Here is a 19034-nt window from a genome sequence, read left to right as displayed (position 1 = left end):
CAAATGGCGGTGGTTCAGGTGAAAAAAGCGGTGAAATTCATTTCTATCGGCAATGGCAGCGCTGTTTCCGCGAATCGGATTATCTCTATTATCACTCCAGATTCCGCGCCGGCTAAGCGGCTGATCCAGGAAGCCCGCAGCAAGGGGCTGCTCGTCGATGCCACTGGCGGGAAGAAAACCAAGTCCATTTTCATTATGGACAGTGACCATGTGGTGATTTCCTCGGTGTCTGCCGAGACAGCAATTGCACGCGGTGAAGAAAACGATGCTGAGATGAATGAGGGATAAAATGAGAAAACAACGCGGACTGCTGATAGTTTTATCAGGGCCTTCGGGTGTTGGAAAAGGCACAGTAAGAAAAGAGCTGTTTTCACAGCCAAACACAAACTATGAATATTCGATTTCGATGACGACAAGGTTGCCGCGCGAAGGAGAAGTGGATGAAGTCGATTACTTCTTCAAGACGCGCAATGAGTTTGAAGAATTGATCGAACAGGACCAATTGTTGGAATGGGCTGAGTTTGTCGGGAATTATTATGGCACGCCGCTGGAATACGTCAACAAAATGCGGGATGCTGGCCGCGACGTGTTTTTGGAGATTGAAGTTCAAGGGGCAGCGCAAGTCCGCGCGAAAGTTCCCGATGGCTTGTTTATTTTTCTAGCGCCGCCGAGTTTGACCGACTTGGAAGAACGTCTAGTGGGCCGCGGCACTGAAACAGACGAAGTGATTGCTTCGCGCCTTCAAGCAGCCCGCCAAGAGTTGGAAATGATGAATTTATACGATTATGTAGTGGAAAACGATTTGGTTGAGCATGCGTGTGAACGCATCAATGCAATCATTATCGCGGAGCATTGCAAGCGAGAACGCGTCGAAAAACGATATTTTGATATGCTAAAGGAGAATGTCTAATGTTATACCCATCCGTTGATAAACTAAAAAGCCAGATTGATTCGAAATACTCATTGGTGGCACTAGCCTCAAAACGCGCCCGCCAATTGCATGAACATGGCGACGAAAGACTTCACCGCTATGTTTCTACAAAATCAGTCGGCAAAGCGCTTGAAGAAGTGGCAGCCGGTGTTTTGCAAAAAGAAGACCAAGATGCATCTGCTATCTATGAAGACGAAATTTAACCATTAATCGCAACAGACGACTCCCAGAGCAAACTTGTTCTTTGGGAGTTTGTTGTTTAGAAAGGGTGTTTAGGTTGTTGGCGAATCGTAAAATTCTATTGTGTGTAAGCGGAGGAATCGCCGTTTACAAAGCGGTTGCGCTTGTCAGCAAACTGTCTCAGGCAGGAGCTGCCGTCAAAGTGATCATGACCCAGTCAGCGACAAATTTTGTCCAGCCGCTATCGTTTCAAGTGATGTCGAAAAACGACGTTTACTATGATACGTTCGATGAAAAAGACTCTTCTGTTATTGCCCATATCGACTTGGCGGACTGGGCGGACCTTGTAATTGTCGCACCGGCAACGGCCAATGTAATCGGCAAATTGGCAAACGGCATCGGGGACGATATGGTGACAACAACGCTGCTTGCTGCCACTGCGCCAATTTGGATTGCTCCAGCGATGAACGTCCATATGTATGACCATCCGGCAGTAAAGCGCAACATCCAGCGTTTGCATGAAGACGGCATCCGGTTCATTGAACCATCCGAAGGTTTTTTGGCGTGTGGTTACGTTGGGAAAGGGCGTTTGGAAGAACCGGAAAAAATCACGGCGCTTGTCGCGGATTATTTCTCGCGCCCCAAAGTATTAGCGGGGAAGAAAGTAATAGTAACGGCAGGGCCGACGCGTGAACGCATCGACCCGGTGCGCTTTTTAACGAATTTCTCCAGCGGCAAAATGGGCTATGCAATGGCTCAGGCAGCTGCAGAAATGGGAGCTGAAACTGTTTTGATCAGTGGTCCGGTTTCATTGCCGGTGCCAAGCGGCGTCCGGCGAATTTCTATCGAAAGCGCGGAAGAAATGCTGAATGCGGTAAAAGCGGAATATGCCACATCGGATGTGGTGATAAAAACAGCGGCAGTGGCCGATTATCGGCCGATTACAGTCGAACCGCAGAAAATGAAGAAAAAAGAAGGCGGATCAGTAATTGAACTTGAGCGGACAGTCGATATCCTGCAGACATTGGGGCAGGAAAAAACACATCAACTGCTTATTGGTTTTGCGGCAGAAACGAACGACGTTGCCCATTATGCAAAAGACAAACTGAATCGTAAAAACACCGACTATATTATCGCCAATGATGTCAGCGAAGCGCAAGCCGGATTTGAGTCGGACACCAACCGCGTCACTGTCTTCGGCAAAGGCGAGTTTCAATATTCATTTGAGATGATGCCGAAAGATGAATTGGCACGCCGCTTGCTTGAACTGATTGTCGAAAGGGAAGCTTTGCATGATCGCTGAAGTCATTGTCGATGTTGCAGCCCACCCTATTGACCGGCCATTTGACTATGCAATCCCGAAACATCTGGAAGTATTGGCGGAACCCGGCATGCGTGTCAAAGTACCGTTTGGCAACCGCAAAGTGCTTGGGTTTATTACGCATTTAAAAGAAGCATCGGAATTTGATCCAGCCCGCCTAAAACCGGTCCATGAATTGATGGATGTCGTGCCGGTATTGAATAAGGAAATGCTCGAAATGGCAAAATGGATGAAGGAACAAACCGTCTGTTTTGAAATTGACGCTTTAAAAGTGATGATTCCGGCTGCTCTTCGCGCGAAATACGAAAAACGCTTCGTACTGAATGCGCCTCTTGAAGAATTGCCGGAACTGCTGCGGCCCCATTTTAAAGACAAACCGTTTTTACGGGACCAGGAAGCGGTCGAGCTGTACGCTCTGTTAAAAAAAGAAATGGCAAACGGCACGATTGTCGCCGATACGGATATTTCCCAGCAAACCGCCGTTAAAAAAGTGAAAATGGTCCATATAACAGATTCGCTTGAAAAGCTAGAAGGGGTCGCTGTACGCGCCAATGCCAAGCAGCAACTTAAACTATTAGCGTTCTTCAAAAAAAATGCAGGACGTGCAATTGAGGCATCCCTGCTTCAAAAAGAAGCCGGCGTTACATTGCCGACTGTCTATAGTCTAGTGGAAAAAGGTTTGGCAGAAATATCTAATATGGAATCTTACCGGGACCCGAGCCTTTTATCTGCCATTGAGAAAAAAGGTTCTTTGCAATTAACGGACGCCCAGCAAACGGCCTTCGATGCGATTGAGGCATCTCTCAACCAAACAAAAACGTTCTTGCTCCATGGCATCACTGGAAGCGGGAAAACGGAAATATACTTGCAGACAATCGACCAAGTGTTGAAAGAAGGAAAAGAAGCCATCATGCTGGTGCCGGAAATTTCGTTGACACCACAAATGACCGTCCGCTTTAAAGAACGGTTCGGGGATATGGTGGCGGTCCTCCACAGCGGCTTGTCTGCTGGAGAAAAATACGACGAATGGCGAAAGATCCAGCGCCACGAAGTGAAAGTGGTGGTCGGAGCAAGATCGGCCATTTTCGCGCCTTTTGAAAACTTGGGCTTGATCATTTTGGATGAAGAACACGAATCAAGCTATAAACAAGACGATTCGCCGCGCTATCATGCACGGGATATGGCAATCTGGCGCAGCGAATACCACAATTGCCCGGTCCTTTTAGGCAGTGCGACCCCGTCTCTGGAATCTTACGCCCGTGCGCAAAAAGGCGTTTATGAGCTGCTTGTGCTCGAGCAGCGGGCAAAAAACCAGCCGCTTCCGACAGTCGAAATCGTCGATATGAGGGAAGAGCTGAGAAGGGGCAACCGGTCGATGTTTTCTGTACAGTTGGCAGATGCCATCCGCGAACGACTTGAACGAAAAGAGCAAGTTGTGCTGTTCCTGAACAAGCGCGGATATTCTTCATTTGTTTTATGCCGCGACTGCGGCACGGTCATGCAATGCCCGAATTGTGACATCTCCCTTACGTATCACCGCTCGAGCGAATTGATGAAATGCCATTATTGCGGCTATGATGAGCCTGTGCCGCACACATGCCCGGAATGTACGAGTGAGCATATTCGTTTCTTTGGGACAGGTACACAAAAAGTCGAAGAAGAATTGGCAAAAGTGGTCCCTGGTGCCCGCGTGCTTCGCATGGATGTCGACACAACCCGTAATAAAGGTGCGCACGAAAAAATTCTGACCGCTTTCGGGGAAGGGAAAGCCGATATTTTACTCGGCACCCAGATGATCGCCAAGGGGCTTGATTTTCCAAACATTACATTAGTGGGTGTGTTGTCGGCGGATACAACGTTGCATTTGCCGGATTTCCGTGCCGCCGAAAAAACCTATCAATTGCTGACGCAAGTCAGCGGGCGCGCGGGACGTGACAAATTGCCGGGCAGTGTCTATGTCCAGTCGTATACGCCGGAGCACTACGCCATCACGCTTGCGAAAGATCAATTATACGAACCGTTCTACGAACAGGAAATGGCGATGCGCAGAGCTAGCGGCTACCCGCCGTATTATTATGTGGTTAACATTCAGTTTACGCACGAAGATTTAATGACCGTCGCTGGCTATGCGGAACAAACAGTGCGTTATTTGACGAGCCAGTTGTCTTCAAGCACCTTGATCATCGGGCCATCCGCCTCGCTTATTGCCCGTGTGAACAATAGATATCGCTATCAATGTCTGATAAAATACAAAAAAGAACCGAAACTTGCTGAAGTCATGCAACAATTGATTAAAATTTATCGAACAGAATGGATCAAAAAAGGCGCCACTTTGTCGATTGATATGAATCCGACTTCAGTGATGTAAAAGAAATGGGGATTAACAATGGCAATTCTAGATATAGTGAAACACCCGAATGCAGTATTGGAACAAAAATGTGAAACAGTTACTAAATTTGATAAAAAGTTAGGGGCATTATTGGACGATATGCACGACACCATGATAGCTAATGATGGTGTCGGCATCGCAGCACCTCAAGTTGGAAAAGCGATCCGTGTAGCAATCGTCGATTTCGGGGAAGGGCAAGAACCGATTGAAATGATCAATCCGGAATTGGTTTTATATGAAGGGTTGGATACAGATGTTGAGGGATGCTTGAGCTTCCCGGGAATTTTCGGGGAAGTCGAGCGCCATGACCATGTGAAAATCAAAGCGCAAGAACGCGATGGATCTTGGTATGAGCTGGAAGCTGAAGGCTACGAAGCACGGGCTATTTTGCATGAAATGGATCACTTGGATGGCGTATTATTTACAAGTAAAATCACCAAGTACGTAACGCAGGAAGAACTGGATGCCATGATCGCAGAGGCTGAAGCACAAGCACGCGCCGAAGAGGAGGAGCAGGTTTGACGAAAATCGTCTTTATGGGAACTCCAGCCTTTTCAGCACCGATTTTGCGCATGCTCGTCGAAGAAGGCTATGAAGTAATTTCAGTTGTAACCCAACCGGATCGCCCGGTCGGCCGCAAAAAAGTGCTGACGCCGACACCGGTAAAAGAAGAGGCAATTCGCCTTGGCTTGCCGGTTTATCAGCCTGAAAAGCTGAAAAATGCAGATGAATTGCAAGTGGTGCTCGATATGGAGCCGGACTTGGTCATCACTGCGGCTTTTGGCCAGATTTTGCCGACTGCATTGCTCGAAGCACCGAAGCTCGGGGCGATAAACGTCCATGCTTCGCTGCTTCCTGCATACCGCGGCGGCGCACCGATCCACCAAGCCATCATCGATGGAAAACAAGAAACCGGCGTCACAATCATGTACATGGTCGACCGTTTGGATGCCGGAGACATCATTTCCCAAACGGCTGTGCCAATCGAGAAACAGGACCATACCGGAAGCATGTTCGAGAAACTGAGCGCTGCAGGAACAGACTTGCTAAAAGCGACACTGCCTTCCATCATTGCCGGCACAAACGATCGGATTCCGCAAGACGAAGAGCTGGTAACGTATGCCCGCAACATCTCGCGGGAACAAGAACGCATAGATTGGTCCAAGTCGGCATATGCCATATACAACCAAGTGCGAGGCCTTCATCCTTGGCCTGTTGCATATACCGTATATAATGAAGCAAATATAAAAATTTGGTGGGCGGAAGAACGTTCAACCAGCAAAAACGGGAAACCAGGCGAAGTGCTCGAATTGGCGGATGACGCCATTTTGGTTCAGACGGGCGACGGTGTACTGGCGATTACAGAATTGCAGCCAGCCGGAAAAAAACGCATGGCGGCGAAAGATTATTTAAAAGGACCTAAAATCCAGGCAGGAGATTACTTCGAATGAAAAACAAAAAACTTCAAGGCAATGTACGGGATGCAGCATTTTCTATCCTGTGGGCTGTTGAAAACAAGCAGGCATACAGCAACCTTCTCTTGAACCAAACCATTCAAAGCTATGGCATTGCGGACAAGAACAAAGGCTTGCTGACAGAGATCACTTATGGCACATTGCAGCATCAAATGACGCTCGATTTTTATTTGGAGCCGTATTTGAAAGGCAAAATTGAACCATGGGTAAAAACTTTGCTTCGCTTATCGCTTTACCAAATCGTCTATTTGGACCGGATCCCATCTCATGCAGTTGTGCACGAAGCGGTCGAAATTGCGAAACGCCGCGGACATGGGGGAGTCGCCTCCGTTGTCAATGGTGTTCTCCGGTCCATCCAGCGCAACGGCGTCCGGTCGTTTAACACGATCAGCGATCCAATTGAAAAAATTTCTATTGAGACGAGCCATCCCGCATGGATGATCAGACGCTGGTCTGAACAGTTCGGCATGGAAAAAGCGCGTGAAATGGCGCTGGAAAACAACAAAATTCCAGCTCAGACCGTACGCGTCAATACCGTCAAAGCAACGGTTGAAGAAGTGATCGAAATGCTCGAGTCAGAAGGCCTTGAAGCAACGCCCAGCAATTTAGTTCCTGAATGCCTCGTTGTGACAAATGGCCAACCGGCTCGGACTGCAACTTTTGAAAAAGGTTTTATCACTATTCAGGACGAGAGCTCCATGCTGCCTGTTTACGGGCTTCAACTAAAACCGGGCATGAAAGTGCTGGACATGTGTGCCGCTCCAGGCGGCAAAACAACGCATATTGCCGAAAAGATGAACAACCAAGGTTCGCTGTTTGCGATGGACCTTCACGAACATAAAGTTAAACTGATCGACGAAACAGCGGCCCGTCTTGGCCATACCATTATTGAGACAGCAGCCGGCGACAGCAAAGAAAGCACTGAGCGTTTCGGCATGGAGCAGTTTGATCGGATTTTGGTAGATGCACCATGCAGCGGCCTAGGCGTCATCAAACGAAAACCGGATATCAAATACACAAAGAAGGAAGAAGATTTCGCGCGCCTTCAGGAAATCCAATACGCACTGCTTGATCAAGCTGCGCAATTACTGAAAAAAGACGGAATTGTCGTTTATAGCACTTGCACCGTGGATGCAGTGGAAAACAGAGGGACGGCAGAACGCTTTTTGAAAGAACATCCGGAAATGGAGAAAATCCAAGTCTCATTACCGGAAGCGCTGGGCAAGAAAAACACTGGATTTGTGCAGATTTTCCCGCAGGATTTCGGAAGCGATGGCTTTTTTATTGCCGCATTCCGCAAAAAAGCATAAACAGAGCAAACGGCAGCTAAAGAACAGAATTGGGGTGTGAGAAGTTGTTTCAGTATGTAGTAGAAACTGATACCGGGAAGAAGCGGGAAATCAACGAAGACCGCGTGGCAGTCCTGAAAAGGCCGGAAGGTTTACTTTTGGTCTTGGTCGCTGATGGAATGGGCGGACATAATGCTGGAGATGTAGCGAGCGAGATGACCGTCAGTTCATTAAGTGCTCATTTTTTGGAGGAAAAGGCGGAAGCTTTTTCTTCTATTGAAAGTAAAAAAGAATGGCTTTCCCATCATGTGCAAACCATCAATAAGGAAGTGTATGATTATGCCAGGAAACACCCGGCCTGCAAAGGCATGGGTACGACCTTAATCGCTGCGCTTGTTGATAATACCGATTGCGTCATGTGCCATATTGGCGATAGCCGGGCTTATGTGATTGACGAAACCGTCGCGCAACTGACCCGGGACCATTCGTATGTGAATGTGCTGGTCGATAACGGCGAAATCAGTGAAGAAGAAGCGGAAGATCACCCGAAGAAAAATTGGATCGTCAAAGCGCTTGGAACAGAACCAGGCATCGAAGGCGAATTCCTGCACTTCACATTAACTCCGCCGTTGTATTTATTGATTTGTTCCGACGGACTGAGCAATAAAATCACAAAAAACGATATTGCCACCATTGTCTGTTCGTCAATGCCGCTTTCCAAAAAAGGTGAAGAGCTGGTCAAACTTGCAAATCATCTTGGAGGAGAAGACAATATTTCGTTTGTTCTTTTATCCTCACAGGTTGAGGAGGTGTAGCCATGTTGATCGGCAAAAGAATTAACGGCCGCTATAAGGTTATGGAATTGATCGGCGGCGGCGGAATGTCTAACGTCTACTTGGCGCACGATATGATTTTGGACCGTGATATCGCGATTAAAATTCTGCGATACGATTTTTCAAATGAAGAAGAGCTTCGGCGGCGGTTTCAAAGGGAAGCGCTCTCAACGACAAGTCTCGCCCATCCGAATATCGTCAATATTTTTGATGTAGGTGAAGACGGCTCTCTTCATTATCTGGTAATGGAATATGTACCGGGAAAAACATTGAAAGAATACATAATCGAACACTCACCGGTAGCGCCTGAACGGGCGGTTGAGATTATGAAACAATTGACTTCAGCCTTGGCACACGCTCATCATAACCAAATTGTACATCGTGACATCAAACCGCAGAATATCCTGATGGATGAAGCTGGCAATGTGAAAATCAGTGATTTTGGAATTGCCATGGCGTTAAGTGCGACTTCGTATACCCAAACCAATTCCGTGCTTGGTACAGTGCATTATTTGTCTCCGGAACAGGCGCGCGGAGGCACCGCAAACAAGAAATCGGACATTTATTCGCTTGGAATAGTCATGTACGAATTATTGACCGGAAAATTGCCTTTTTCCGGCGAATCAGCGGTTTCCATTGCCTTAAAGCATCTACAGACGGAAACTCCGTCTCTTCGGGAAATTGTACCAACCCTCCCGCAGAGTGTGGAAAATGTTGTGCTGAAAGCTACTGCGAAAAAAATGCAGTACCGTTACCAGTCCGCCGACGAAATGGAAGCAGATTTATCGACGGTATTATTGCCGGACCGATTGAATGAACCGAAATTTAAAGTTCCGGAAGACCAAGATGAAACGCGGGCTATGCCCGTCATCAAAAATGCAGCTGCCTATGGAAATGCGGAAGACACCAAAACAGTCATTCCTTTCACAGCCAACTCTGCTGATAAACCAAGGCCGGTTCCAGCCAAGGAAGAAAAAAATAAAAGTAAAAATAAAGATAAAAAGAAAAAGTGGCCATGGCTGCTAGCTATTCTAGGATTTTTGCTTATTTCTGGCCTTGTTGTTGCCCTGGCGTTTCCTGGATTATTTGGGCCAAGGCAAGCGGCGGTTCCAGATGTTTCCGGAATGGAGCGGACAGAGGCAATTGAAGAACTGACAGCTGCGGGCTTTGTTTTAGGAGAAGAAACTGAAGCTTTTTCGGAAGAAATCGAAGAAGGGGATGTTATCCGGACGATACCTGAAGCTGAGAAAATGCGCGACCGGGAATCGGAAATCCAGCTTTTTGTCAGCAAAGGGAAAGAGACAGTTGAGTTGGACGATTATGTAGGCGAAATGATTGATGAAACAGCAGAGCTATTAGAAGAACAGAATTTCCAATCAATTGAGCGGACGGAAGAATTTTCTGATGAACCCGTGGGCACCATTTTAGAACAGACACCAAGAGCCGGAGCTGAAATCGTCATAAGTGAAACTGAAATCGAGTTCACCGTCAGCAAAGGTAAAGATATGAGGGAAGTAGAAGACTTGACCGGCTATACAGAAGAGGATCTTAATCAATATGCCCGCTCATCCGGTTTTAATATTCGAATCGTCGGGGAATCGTCCTCAGACAGCGCGGAAGCAGGTACGGTGATTGCACAAAGTCCTGCAGGAAGTGAGCAACTCGAAGCCGGCAGCACCATTGAAGTGACCTTGTCTTCCGGGAGAGCGGCATTGCCGTTGAAAACGTATATCAAATCCATTGAAATTCCATATGATGCAGAAGCGGATAGTGAAGAGCAGACGGTGCAGATTTACATCCAGGATCAGGACGATACTATGGCAGAACCCGTCGAAGAATTCACGATTACCGAAACCGAAACAAGGGAAATCGAATTGCAGATAGCAGAAGGTGAAAACGCCGTTTACCGGATTTTCCGAAATTCTACTGTAATCCTAGAAGAGACTATTCCGTACGACAGTGTAGAGTGATAAATGCCAGTTAACGTGATTATAAAAGGAGTGAAAGCATGCCGAAAGGTCAAATTAGAAAAGCATTAAGCGGATTTTACTATGTCCAGGATCAAGATGAAAAACGCTATATTCAATGCAGGGGACGGGGTGTATTCCGGAACCGGCAGATTTCGCCGCTGGTCGGGGATTTTGTAGATTATGAAGCGGATAACGATTTAGAAGGAACTATCACGGTAGTTCATGAACGGAAAAATGAACTTGTGCGCCCGCCAATTTCAAATATTGACCAAGCCATTCTTGTGTTTTCAGCAAAACAGCCGGATTTTCATCCGCTATTGCTCGACCGGTTTTTGACTGCGATTGAATCTCATTTCATAAAACCTGTAATTTGCCTGACCAAAATGGACTTGCTGACAGAAGAGGAAAAGGAACGATTGCAAAAGTATGTAGCAGATTACGAAAAAATCGGCTACGAGGTCATCCCGACGTTCAAAGGGGATCCAGAACTAGCACAGCGGCTGATGCCAGTTCTGGAAGGGAAAACGAGTGTTTTGGCCGGGCAGTCAGGGGTCGGGAAATCGACGCTTTTGAATACCATTTTGCCTTCGCTGGAGCTAAAAACGGATGATATTTCACAAGCACTGAACCGGGGTAAGCATACAACCCGCCACGTTGAGCTAATTAAAGTGAACAATGGGTTGTTGGCTGATACGCCGGGGTTCAGTTCATTTGATTTTGAAACAGTCGAAAAAGAAGAGCTTTCCGACTGTTTTCCGGAATTCGCTGAGCGCTCAGGCAAGTGCAAATTCAGGGAATGCCTGCATTTAAACGAACCGAAATGCGCCATAAAAGCTGCTGTAGAAGCTAATGAAATCCCAGCTTACCGGTATAAACACTACTTGAAATTTTTGGAAGAAATTATGACGCGAAAGCCGAGGTATCCGAATGATTAAAATCGCACCGTCTATATTAGCAGCAGATTTTTCCAAGTTAGGAGAAGAAGTACTGGAAGTTGAAAAAGCAGGAGCAGACTGGATTCATATCGATGTCATGGACGGCCGTTTTGTGCCGAACATCACGATGGGGCCGATTGTTGTGGATGCATTGCGGCCAGTGACGAAGCTGCCGCTTGATGTCCATTTGATGATTGAAGATCCGGACCGGTATATTGAGGATTTTGCGAAAGCTGGAGCTGATTGGATTACTGTACATGTAGAAGCGGCGCCGCATCTGCACCGTACGATCCAGTTGATTCGATCGTTTGGCGTTAAACCGGGCGTGGTGCTGAACCCACATACGCCTGTCGAAAGCATCCAGCACATTTTAGAAGACATCGACATGGTTTTGTTCATGACCGTCAATCCTGGATTTGGAGGACAAAAGTTCATCCATTCCGTCATTCCGAAAGTTGAGCAGCTGGCTAAAATCGTTAAGGACCAAGGCTTATCGATTGAAATTCAAATCGATGGCGGCATTAATGAAGAAACGATTGTTCTTTGTGCGAAAGCCGGTGCTACTGTCTTTGTTGCCGGTTCGGCCATTTATGGCAAAGAAAACCGCGCTAAAGCGCTTCAGTCCATAAAAAGAGCTGGAGAAGAGGCGGTTTTGTGAAAGTCGTCCTGGTAGCTGGAGGGCCGGCGGCTGAATTGCCCGATTTAGCGTCGTGGCCAGAAGCTGTATTCATGGGCGTTGACGCTGGAACTGTCAGGCTGTTGGAGCAAGGCATCACGCCAAGCTGCGCTGTTGGGGATTTTGATTCGGTTTCAGAAAAAGAGTACGAAGAAATCGAAAGGTTGGTTCCGGATATGGTCCGGGTAGCTTCAGAAAAAGACGAGACAGACACAGAGCTGGCGCTCGAGAAAGCGATGAGCATCCAGCCGGAGACAGTCGTCATCACCGGAGTGACGGGAGGGCGCCTCGACCATTACATGAGTGCTTTGCATGCCATCTATTCTTATCAGCAAAAATTTCCGGAAGTCCAATTTTTTTTAGTTAACCACCAGAACCGCATTCGGTTTTTAGATCCTGGAAGCCATCTGGTAAAGCGTGATGAACGGTACCGTTTCATCTCATTTTATCCTTTCGCCGAAGAGGTTGAGGGGTTAACGCTGGAAAGCTTCAAATATGAAGTGCAAAACGAATCGGTAGCGTTCGGATCCACACGCTTTATCAGCAACGAGCTTCAAGGTGAAGGAACGGTTTCTTTCACAAAAGGAAGCTGCATTATGATCGAAAGTGCCGATTAAACCAAAACCGCCCTTGCCGAAATTTCCGGCAAGGGCGGTTTTGCATACTTGAAAGGTTAGTCGATGAATATGGAAAATCATAAACAAACGAAAAAATGCCAGGCTGACGGGTGTCAGACCTGGCATTATTCATGAGCGATTATACGCGCTCAACTTTTCCTGATTTCAATGCTCTCGCAGAAACCCATACACGTTTCGGTTTACCGTCTACAAGGATGCGAACTTTTTGAAGGTTTGCTCCCCATGTACGTTTTGTCGAATTCATCGCGTGTGAACGGGCATTTCCAGAACGAGCTTTGCGTCCACTAACTGCACATACTTTTGGCATGTAAGTCCCTCCTCACAAGTGAAGCTGAAAATTATAATAGAATTTCAGTTCGTTTTTCATTTCACATACTTTAATAATTTAACATAGACATAAGGGGTTTGCAACTAATTTTCCTGCCCTTTCAAGAAAAAAACCTTTACACCCTTAACGCCTGCTTTTCTTATAGTATGGTTTCATGTAGAATGAAACTAGTGAAATAGGACTCAAGGGGGAATTTTGAATGTCGATTGAATTAAAAAACGACTATGGCCAAATCGATATTTCCAATGATGTGATTGCACAAGTAGCTGGCGGAGCGGCAATTGAATGCTACGGCATTGTCGGAATGGCTACCCAGCACCAGATCCGTGATGGCTTGACCGATATTTTGCGCAAAGAAAATTTCGCAAAAGGCGTGATCGTCCGGCAAGAAGAAAGCGATTTGGTGATTGATATGTACGTGATCATCAGTTATGGGACAAAAATTTCTGAAGTGGCATATCAAGTCCAATCTAAAGTCAAATATACGCTGACAAAAACTATAGGCATGCCTGTTAAAGCCGTAAATATTTATGTTCAGGGAGTTCGTGTTACGAACCCGTAAGAGGAGGAAGAATTGGTTATGAAGTCATTGAACGGTATTCAGTTCGCCGAAATGGTGCAAATGGGGGCTCATCATTTGTTCCAAAACGCGGATTATGTAGATGCATTGAATGTTTTTCCAGTGCCAGACGGCGATACGGGCACGAATATGAACTTATCGATGTCATCCGGAGCAAAAGAAACAAAAGCAAACGCTGTAGAGCATATCGGCAAGACTGCCGGAGCTCTGTCAAAAGGCCTATTAATGGGCGCGCGTGGGAATTCGGGAGTTATTTTATCCCAGCTGTTCAGAGGGTTTAGCAAGCACATTGAAAGCAAGCCCGAATTATCGGCTGCCCAATTTGCTGAAGCTTTGCAGCAGGGTGTTGAAACCGCCTATAAAGCAGTGATGAAACCGGTAGAAGGAACTATTTTGACGGTCGCCAAAGATTCGGCTGCAAAAGGAATGGAATTGGCTAAATCAGAAGAAGATTTGATTGTTTTATTTGAAGGGGTCGTAGCGGAAGCGCAAGCCTCACTCGAGCGTACGCCTGACTTGCTTCCTGTTCTTAAAGAAGTTGGCGTTGTCGACAGCGGCGGACAAGGGCTCGTTTATGTATACGAGGGCTTTTTAGCATGCTTAAAAGGCGAAAAGCTGCCTGAAAAACACGCTCACGGCACCATGACAGAACTTGTCAGTGCAGAGCACCATAAGAACATTGCAGGATTTATGGACACGGCCGATATTGAGTTCGGTTACTGCACAGAATTTATGGTGAAATTTGAAGAAGGCAAACAAGAATTCAACGAAGCTTCTTTCCGCAGCGATTTAAGCGCTTACGGAGATTCCTTGCTTGTGATTGCGGATGATGAAGTGGCGAAAATCCATATCCACTCCGAAGAACCGGGGAAAGTCCTTACATACGGCCAACAATACGGCAGTTTAATCAGTATGAAGATCGAAAACATGCGCCAGCAGCATAGTGACATCGTCGGAGAAGATTTTAAAAAAGACACAGCTAATGCAAACACTAAACATCCTTATGCAGTTGTAACTGTGGCAATGGGAGAAGGCATTGCTGAATTGCTTCGCTCTATCGGCGCTTCATATGTGATTGAGGGCGGCCAGACGATGAATCCATCAACAGAAGACATTGTCAATGCGGTCAAAGAGATTGAAGCCGAGCGTGTATTGATCCTGCCTAATAATAAGAATATCATCATGGCTGCTGAACAAGCGGCTAAATTGCTTGATATCGAGGCGGCTGTGGTCCCGACAAAAGATGTGCCGGAGGGCATGACAGCTTTACTTGCCTTTAATCCTTCAGTATCAGTCGAAGAGAACTGTGAAATGATGGCAAGCGCGTCGAAAAATGTGAAATCGGGTTCTGTCACTTTTGCTGTCCGTGATACATCGATTGATGGAATTGACATTAAGAAAGATGATTTTATGGGCATCTCACAAGGCAAAATCGTCGTTTCAGATTCCAGTCTCCAATTGGTAACAGAACAACTTGTTAAAAAACTGATTGATGAAGATGCGGAAATCGTCACGATTCTTTACGGTGAAGATGTTAATGCAAGCGACGCTGAAAAACTGGCCGAATTTATCGAGTCACTCAACGAAGATGTTGAAGTGGAAATCCATAATGGCAAACAGCCGCTCTATCCATATATTTTGGCAGTAGAATAAAAACCATCCTTTTTATATGGCATGGGTTTGGCGAAGCCTTGATAGGCAGGAAAAAAGACAGGAGGCGCATGCAATGGGCATGCGTCTTTTATTTTTGTTAAATGTGGCAAATTCATGTAAACTAGTACTATACGCACCCAGAAAGAAAGGGGTTTGAGCAATGAAGTTCAAATCTGTATTCGATATAATCGGTCCTGTTATGATCGGGCCATCTTCTTCACACACAGCGGGAGCAGCCCGCATCGGGCGAGTAGCGAGAGATCTGTTCGGGCGTCAGCCGGAATGGGCAAAAATTCATTTATACGGATCGTTCGCAGAAACATATAAAGGGCATAGCACAGACGTCGCTATTATCGGCGGCCTACTCGATTACGATACATTTGATGAACGGATTAAAACGTCTTTTGAAGAAGCTGAAAAACTTGGTATGGCGTTTGAATTCATACCGGAGGTCGGAAATGTCGAGCATCCAAATACTGCACGAATTGTATTAGGAGACGAACGCTCGGAAATGTCGATGATGGGCATCTCCATCGGCGGCGGTAAAATCGAAATTACAGAACTGAATGGTTTTCCATTGAAGTTATCCGGTGAACATCCGGCAATCCTAGTGGTCCATGAAGACCGATCAGGGTGTATTGCAAACGTTTCCAATTGTTTGTATAAATATGATATAAACATCGGCCATATGGAAGTTTCCCGAAAAGAAAAGGGGCATATGGCGTTAATGGTAATTGAAGTGGATCAAAATGTTGATAAAGAAGTAATGGATGAGTTGAGAGATCTGCCAAACATTACGCAAGTCACGAGAATCGCAGATTAAATGGAGGAATAAACCGTGGAGTATCTATTTCGCAACGTACGGGAATTAGTAGAGCGCGCTGAACAGGAAAATAAGCTGATTTCTGAAGTCATGATTGAACAAGAAATGCTTGTAACTGACCGGTCCCGTGAAGAAATAATGAAACAAATGGACCGCAATCTGACAGTAATGGAAGAAGCGGTGGAGAAAGGTTTGAAAGGCGTGCACTCGGTATCCGGATTAACGGGAGGCGACGCGGTCTTATTGCAGGAATACATGGCAAAAGGCAATTCATTATCAGGGGATCTACTATTAGACGCTGTCAGCAAAGCAGTGGCGACAAATGAAGTGAATGCGGCAATGGGGACAATATGTGCCACGCCTACAGCAGGCTCTGCAGGTGTCGTTCCTGGCACCCTGTTCGCTGTTAGAAACAAGTTGAATCCGACGCGTGAACAAATGATCCGTTTCTTGTTCACGTCTGGCGCTTTTGGTTTTGTTGTAGCAAACAACGCTTCGATTTCAGGCGCGGCAGGCGGCTGCCAGGCGGAAGTTGGTTCAGCAGCGGCGATGGCTGCAGCGGCAATTGTTGAAATGGCGGGCGGTACGCCTCAGCAAAGTTCAGAAGCGTTTGCTATCACGATGAAGAATATGCTAGGCCTCGTCTGCGATCCGGTGGCGGGATTGGTGGAAGTGCCTTGTGTTAAACGGAATGCGATGGGAGCGGCAAACTCTGTCGTGGCAGCCGATATGGCGCTTGCAGGCGTGAAGAGCCGGATTCCATGTGACGAAGTGATCGGCGCGATGTTCGAAATCGGCCAGTCGATGCCGAGTGCACTCCGCGAAACGGCAAAAGGAGGGCTAGCCGCTACTCCGACAGGTAAATGGCTGGAAGCGAAAATTTTTGGCGGGGCAGTGGTTGGCAGTGGACGTTAAAACGCCGGTTACCGCATTGAAAGGGGTAGGCAAAACAGCGGCTGAATCCTTGCAGGAAATGAATATTGAAACGCTCCATGACCTTATCATGACGTTTCCGTACCGCCATGAAGATTTTCAGCTGAAAGATTTGGCTGATACGCCGCATAACGAACGGGTCACCGTGGAGGGAAGGGTCGAAAGCGAGCCTTCCGTCCTTTTTTTAGGGAAAAACAAATCACGGACGCAAGTGCAAGTATTGGTCGGCAGGCATTTGGTGAAAGCCATCTTCTTCAACCAGCCTTACGTGAAAGCGAAATTGCGCATCGGGGAAGTCCTGACTTTATCCGGAAAATGGGATAGGGGGCGCCAAGTAATTACAGTACAAAGCCATTCTATCGGCCCGAAAACTGACGGAGCGGATTTTGAACCGGTATACAGTTTGAAAGGCTCAATCTACCAAAAAACATTTCGGAAACTTATGAGGCAAGCATTGGATTTGGCAAAAGACGATTTGATTGATTGCTTGCCGCAACGCTTTTTGGACGGCTATCACTTGCCGTCTTTTCACGATGCTTTGGAATGGGTTCATTTTCCGCCAGATGGAGAAATGCTCAAGCAAGCGCGCCGGCGTTTTGTCTATGAAGAGCTTTTGATGTTTCAATTGAAAATGCAGTCACTGCGGAAAAAGAACCGTGAAGAAGAAGGCGGCTCGTTCATCAATTACGATTTGGAGAAATTGAAAAAATTCATTCAATCGCTGCCATTCGATTTGACTGCTGCACAAAAACGCGTAGTTAACGAAATATGCAAAGACATGCGAGAACCTTTCCGCATGAATCGTCTGCTGCAAGGGGATGTAGGCTCCGGGAAGACTGTAGTAGCCGCGATTTCGTTGTATGCGGCAGTTACCGCAGGGTTACAAGGGGCTTTAATGGCACCGACAGAAATTTTGGCAGAACAGCATGCCAATACGTTAGCGCAGTGGTTCGAGCCCCTCGGCTTGAATATTGCCTTGTTGACCGGTTCCGTCAAAGGCAAGCGGCGCCAGTTGATTTTAGACCAATTGGCTGCAGGGGAAATTCAAATACTGATTGGGACCCATGCGCTGATCCAGCCTGACGTACAATTTAACAAACTTGGGCTCGTCATAACTGACGAACAACACCGCTTTGGCGTTGATCAGCGCCGCGTTCTGAAAGACAAGGGTTATAATCCGGATGTCTTGTTTATGACGGCGACTCCGATTCCGCGGACGCTTGCCATTTCGGCTTTTGGGGAGATGGACGTTTCCGTTATTGACGAAATGCCGGTAGGGCGAAAAGAAATCCAGACATTTTGGATGAAGAAAGAAATGTTCGGCAAAATTTTAGGGCGCATGGAAAAAGAATTGGCTGCAGGACGGCAGGCGTATGTGATTTGCCCGCTAATTGAAGAGTCGGATAAACTGGATTTTCAAAATGCCGTCGAACTGTTCCAGCAACTTTCGAGCCATTTCCATGGAAAGTATACGGTCGGTTTGATGCACGGCCGTTTGCATTCGGACGAAAAAGAAGAGACGATGCGCGCTTTTACTGAAGGCAAAATTTCTGTGTTGGTATCGACCACCGTGGTTGAAGTCGGCGTGAACGTGCCGAATGCTTCATTCATGCTTATTTACGACGCTGAACGTTTTGGCTTGTCCCAGCTCCACCAATTGCGCGGACGCGTCGGACGGGGAAGCGAGCAATCGTATTGTGTGCTGTTGGCTGATCCGAAAACGGAAATGGGTAAAGAGCGCATGGCTTCGATGACTGAAACGAATGATGGTTTTGTGCTTGCTGAAAAAGATTTGCAGCTTCGCGGTCCGGGAGACTTTTTCGGGCGAAAGCAAAGCGGGGTGCCGGAATTCAAGATGGCCGATTTGGTGCATGATTACCGTGCGCTTGAAACCGCGAGAAAAGATGCGGAAAAACTGGTCAATAGTGAAGAATTTTGGAACGGTGATGAAACGAAATGCCTGCGGGAGCACCTCGAAGAATCCGGTGTTCTTTCAAGTTCCCGTTTAGATTAAGAATGCAGGGATTGCGAATAATCCTTGCATTCTTTTTTTGTTATTTATATACTCGTATTAGTACCA

Annotated in this window: 19 protein-coding genes; 18 read left to right on the top strand and 1 reads right to left on the bottom strand. The window is 46.8% G+C overall.

Annotation, left to right across the window (positions count from 1 at the left end; genetic code table 11):
• Positions 1 to 3 precede the first annotated feature (3 nt).
• From FQV28_RS08745 to FQV28_RS08685, 13 genes are all read left to right on the top strand, one after another.
• Positions 4 to 288 carry an extracellular matrix/biofilm biosynthesis regulator RemA family protein gene (locus FQV28_RS08745; RefSeq protein WP_146495595.1) on the top strand — a complete coding sequence of 95 codons (285 nt, stop codon included), beginning with the start codon at positions 4 to 6 and terminating at the stop codon, positions 286 to 288.
• A 1-nt stretch (position 289) separates the two neighbouring features.
• Positions 290 to 910: a guanylate kinase gene (gene gmk / locus FQV28_RS08740; protein ID WP_146495593.1), complete on the top strand. Its 621-nt coding sequence runs from the start codon at positions 290 to 292 to the stop codon at positions 908 to 910.
• Entirely contained in the window at positions 910 to 1134 is a 225-nt protein-coding gene (gene rpoZ, locus FQV28_RS08735) for a DNA-directed RNA polymerase subunit omega (protein WP_146495591.1), read from the top strand. The genes gmk and rpoZ overlap by 1 nt, the downstream gene beginning before the upstream one ends.
• A gap of 74 nt (positions 1135 to 1208) precedes the next feature.
• Positions 1209 to 2414 (top strand): bifunctional phosphopantothenoylcysteine decarboxylase/phosphopantothenate--cysteine ligase CoaBC, encoded by a 1206-nt coding sequence (gene coaBC, locus FQV28_RS08730; protein ID WP_146495589.1) that lies wholly within the window; start codon positions 1209 to 1211, stop codon positions 2412 to 2414.
• Positions 2404 to 4800 carry a primosomal protein N' gene (priA, locus tag FQV28_RS08725; protein WP_146495587.1) on the top strand — a complete coding sequence of 799 codons (2397 nt, stop codon included), beginning with the start codon at positions 2404 to 2406 and terminating at the stop codon, positions 4798 to 4800. Before coaBC ends, priA begins: the two co-directional genes overlap by 11 nt.
• 18 nt (positions 4801 to 4818) lie before the next feature.
• Complete coding sequence (gene def, locus FQV28_RS08720) at positions 4819 to 5343, top strand: peptide deformylase (RefSeq protein WP_146495585.1); 525 nt, start codon at positions 4819 to 4821, stop codon at positions 5341 to 5343.
• On the top strand, positions 5340 to 6272 hold the full coding sequence (gene fmt, locus FQV28_RS08715; RefSeq protein WP_146495583.1) for a methionyl-tRNA formyltransferase: 933 nt from the start codon (positions 5340 to 5342) through the stop codon (positions 6270 to 6272). Before def ends, fmt begins: the two co-directional genes overlap by 4 nt.
• Positions 6269 to 7606, top strand: a complete 1338-nt coding sequence (gene rsmB / locus FQV28_RS08710; protein ID WP_146495581.1) for a 16S rRNA (cytosine(967)-C(5))-methyltransferase RsmB — start codon at positions 6269 to 6271, stop codon at positions 7604 to 7606. The genes fmt and rsmB overlap by 4 nt, the downstream gene beginning before the upstream one ends.
• Positions 7607 to 7650: 44 nt before the next feature.
• Complete coding sequence (locus FQV28_RS08705) at positions 7651 to 8400, top strand: Stp1/IreP family PP2C-type Ser/Thr phosphatase (protein ID WP_146495579.1); 750 nt, start codon at positions 7651 to 7653, stop codon at positions 8398 to 8400.
• A 2-nt stretch (positions 8401 to 8402) separates the two neighbouring features.
• A complete protein-coding gene (pknB, locus tag FQV28_RS08700; protein ID WP_146495577.1) occupies positions 8403 to 10388 on the top strand; it encodes a Stk1 family PASTA domain-containing Ser/Thr kinase in 1986 nt (661 codons plus the stop codon).
• 38 nt (positions 10389 to 10426) lie between these two features.
• A complete protein-coding gene (gene rsgA, locus FQV28_RS08695; protein WP_146495575.1) occupies positions 10427 to 11323 on the top strand; it encodes a ribosome small subunit-dependent GTPase A in 897 nt (298 codons plus the stop codon).
• Positions 11316 to 11981 carry a ribulose-phosphate 3-epimerase gene (gene rpe / locus FQV28_RS08690; protein ID WP_146495573.1) on the top strand — a complete coding sequence of 222 codons (666 nt, stop codon included), beginning with the start codon at positions 11316 to 11318 and terminating at the stop codon, positions 11979 to 11981. Before rsgA ends, rpe begins: the two co-directional genes overlap by 8 nt.
• Positions 11978 to 12616, top strand: a complete 639-nt coding sequence (locus tag FQV28_RS08685) for a thiamine diphosphokinase (protein ID WP_146495571.1) — start codon at positions 11978 to 11980, stop codon at positions 12614 to 12616. The genes rpe and FQV28_RS08685 overlap by 4 nt, the downstream gene beginning before the upstream one ends.
• A gap of 139 nt (positions 12617 to 12755) precedes the next feature.
• Here FQV28_RS08685 and rpmB read toward each other — a convergent pair whose 3' ends face one another.
• Complete coding sequence (gene rpmB / locus FQV28_RS08680) at positions 12756 to 12944, bottom strand: 50S ribosomal protein L28 (RefSeq protein WP_106531973.1); 189 nt, start codon at positions 12942 to 12944, stop codon at positions 12756 to 12758.
• A 220-nt stretch (positions 12945 to 13164) separates the two neighbouring features.
• Between rpmB and FQV28_RS08675 the strand changes: the two genes are divergently transcribed.
• The 5 genes from FQV28_RS08675 to recG all read left to right on the top strand — a co-directional run bounded on the left by FQV28_RS08675 (position 13165) and on the right by recG (position 18968).
• Positions 13165 to 13527: an Asp23/Gls24 family envelope stress response protein gene (locus FQV28_RS08675; RefSeq protein ID WP_146495569.1), complete on the top strand. Its 363-nt coding sequence runs from the start codon at positions 13165 to 13167 to the stop codon at positions 13525 to 13527.
• An 18-nt stretch (positions 13528 to 13545) separates the two neighbouring features.
• On the top strand, positions 13546 to 15198 hold the full coding sequence (locus tag FQV28_RS08670) for a DAK2 domain-containing protein (RefSeq protein ID WP_146495567.1): 1653 nt from the start codon (positions 13546 to 13548) through the stop codon (positions 15196 to 15198).
• 160 nt (positions 15199 to 15358) lie between these two features.
• Positions 15359 to 16021, top strand: a complete 663-nt coding sequence (gene sdaAB / locus FQV28_RS08665; RefSeq protein WP_146495565.1) for an L-serine ammonia-lyase, iron-sulfur-dependent subunit beta — start codon at positions 15359 to 15361, stop codon at positions 16019 to 16021.
• A 15-nt stretch (positions 16022 to 16036) separates the two neighbouring features.
• Positions 16037 to 16936, top strand: a complete 900-nt coding sequence (sdaAA, locus tag FQV28_RS08660; RefSeq protein ID WP_146495563.1) for an L-serine ammonia-lyase, iron-sulfur-dependent, subunit alpha — start codon at positions 16037 to 16039, stop codon at positions 16934 to 16936.
• The gene (gene recG / locus FQV28_RS08655; RefSeq protein ID WP_255472855.1) at positions 16905 to 18968 is read left to right on the top strand and encodes an ATP-dependent DNA helicase RecG; all 2064 of its coding nucleotides are present in this window, start codon (positions 16905 to 16907) and stop codon (positions 18966 to 18968) included. The genes sdaAA and recG overlap by 32 nt, the downstream gene beginning before the upstream one ends.
• Positions 18969 to 19034: the final 66 nt, after the last annotated feature.

The organism is Planomicrobium sp. CPCC 101079, from assembly GCF_007859275.1.
Lineage (GTDB): Bacteria > Bacillota > Bacilli > Bacillales_A > Planococcaceae > Planococcus.
This window is presented reverse-complemented; position numbering and strand designations above follow the sequence as displayed.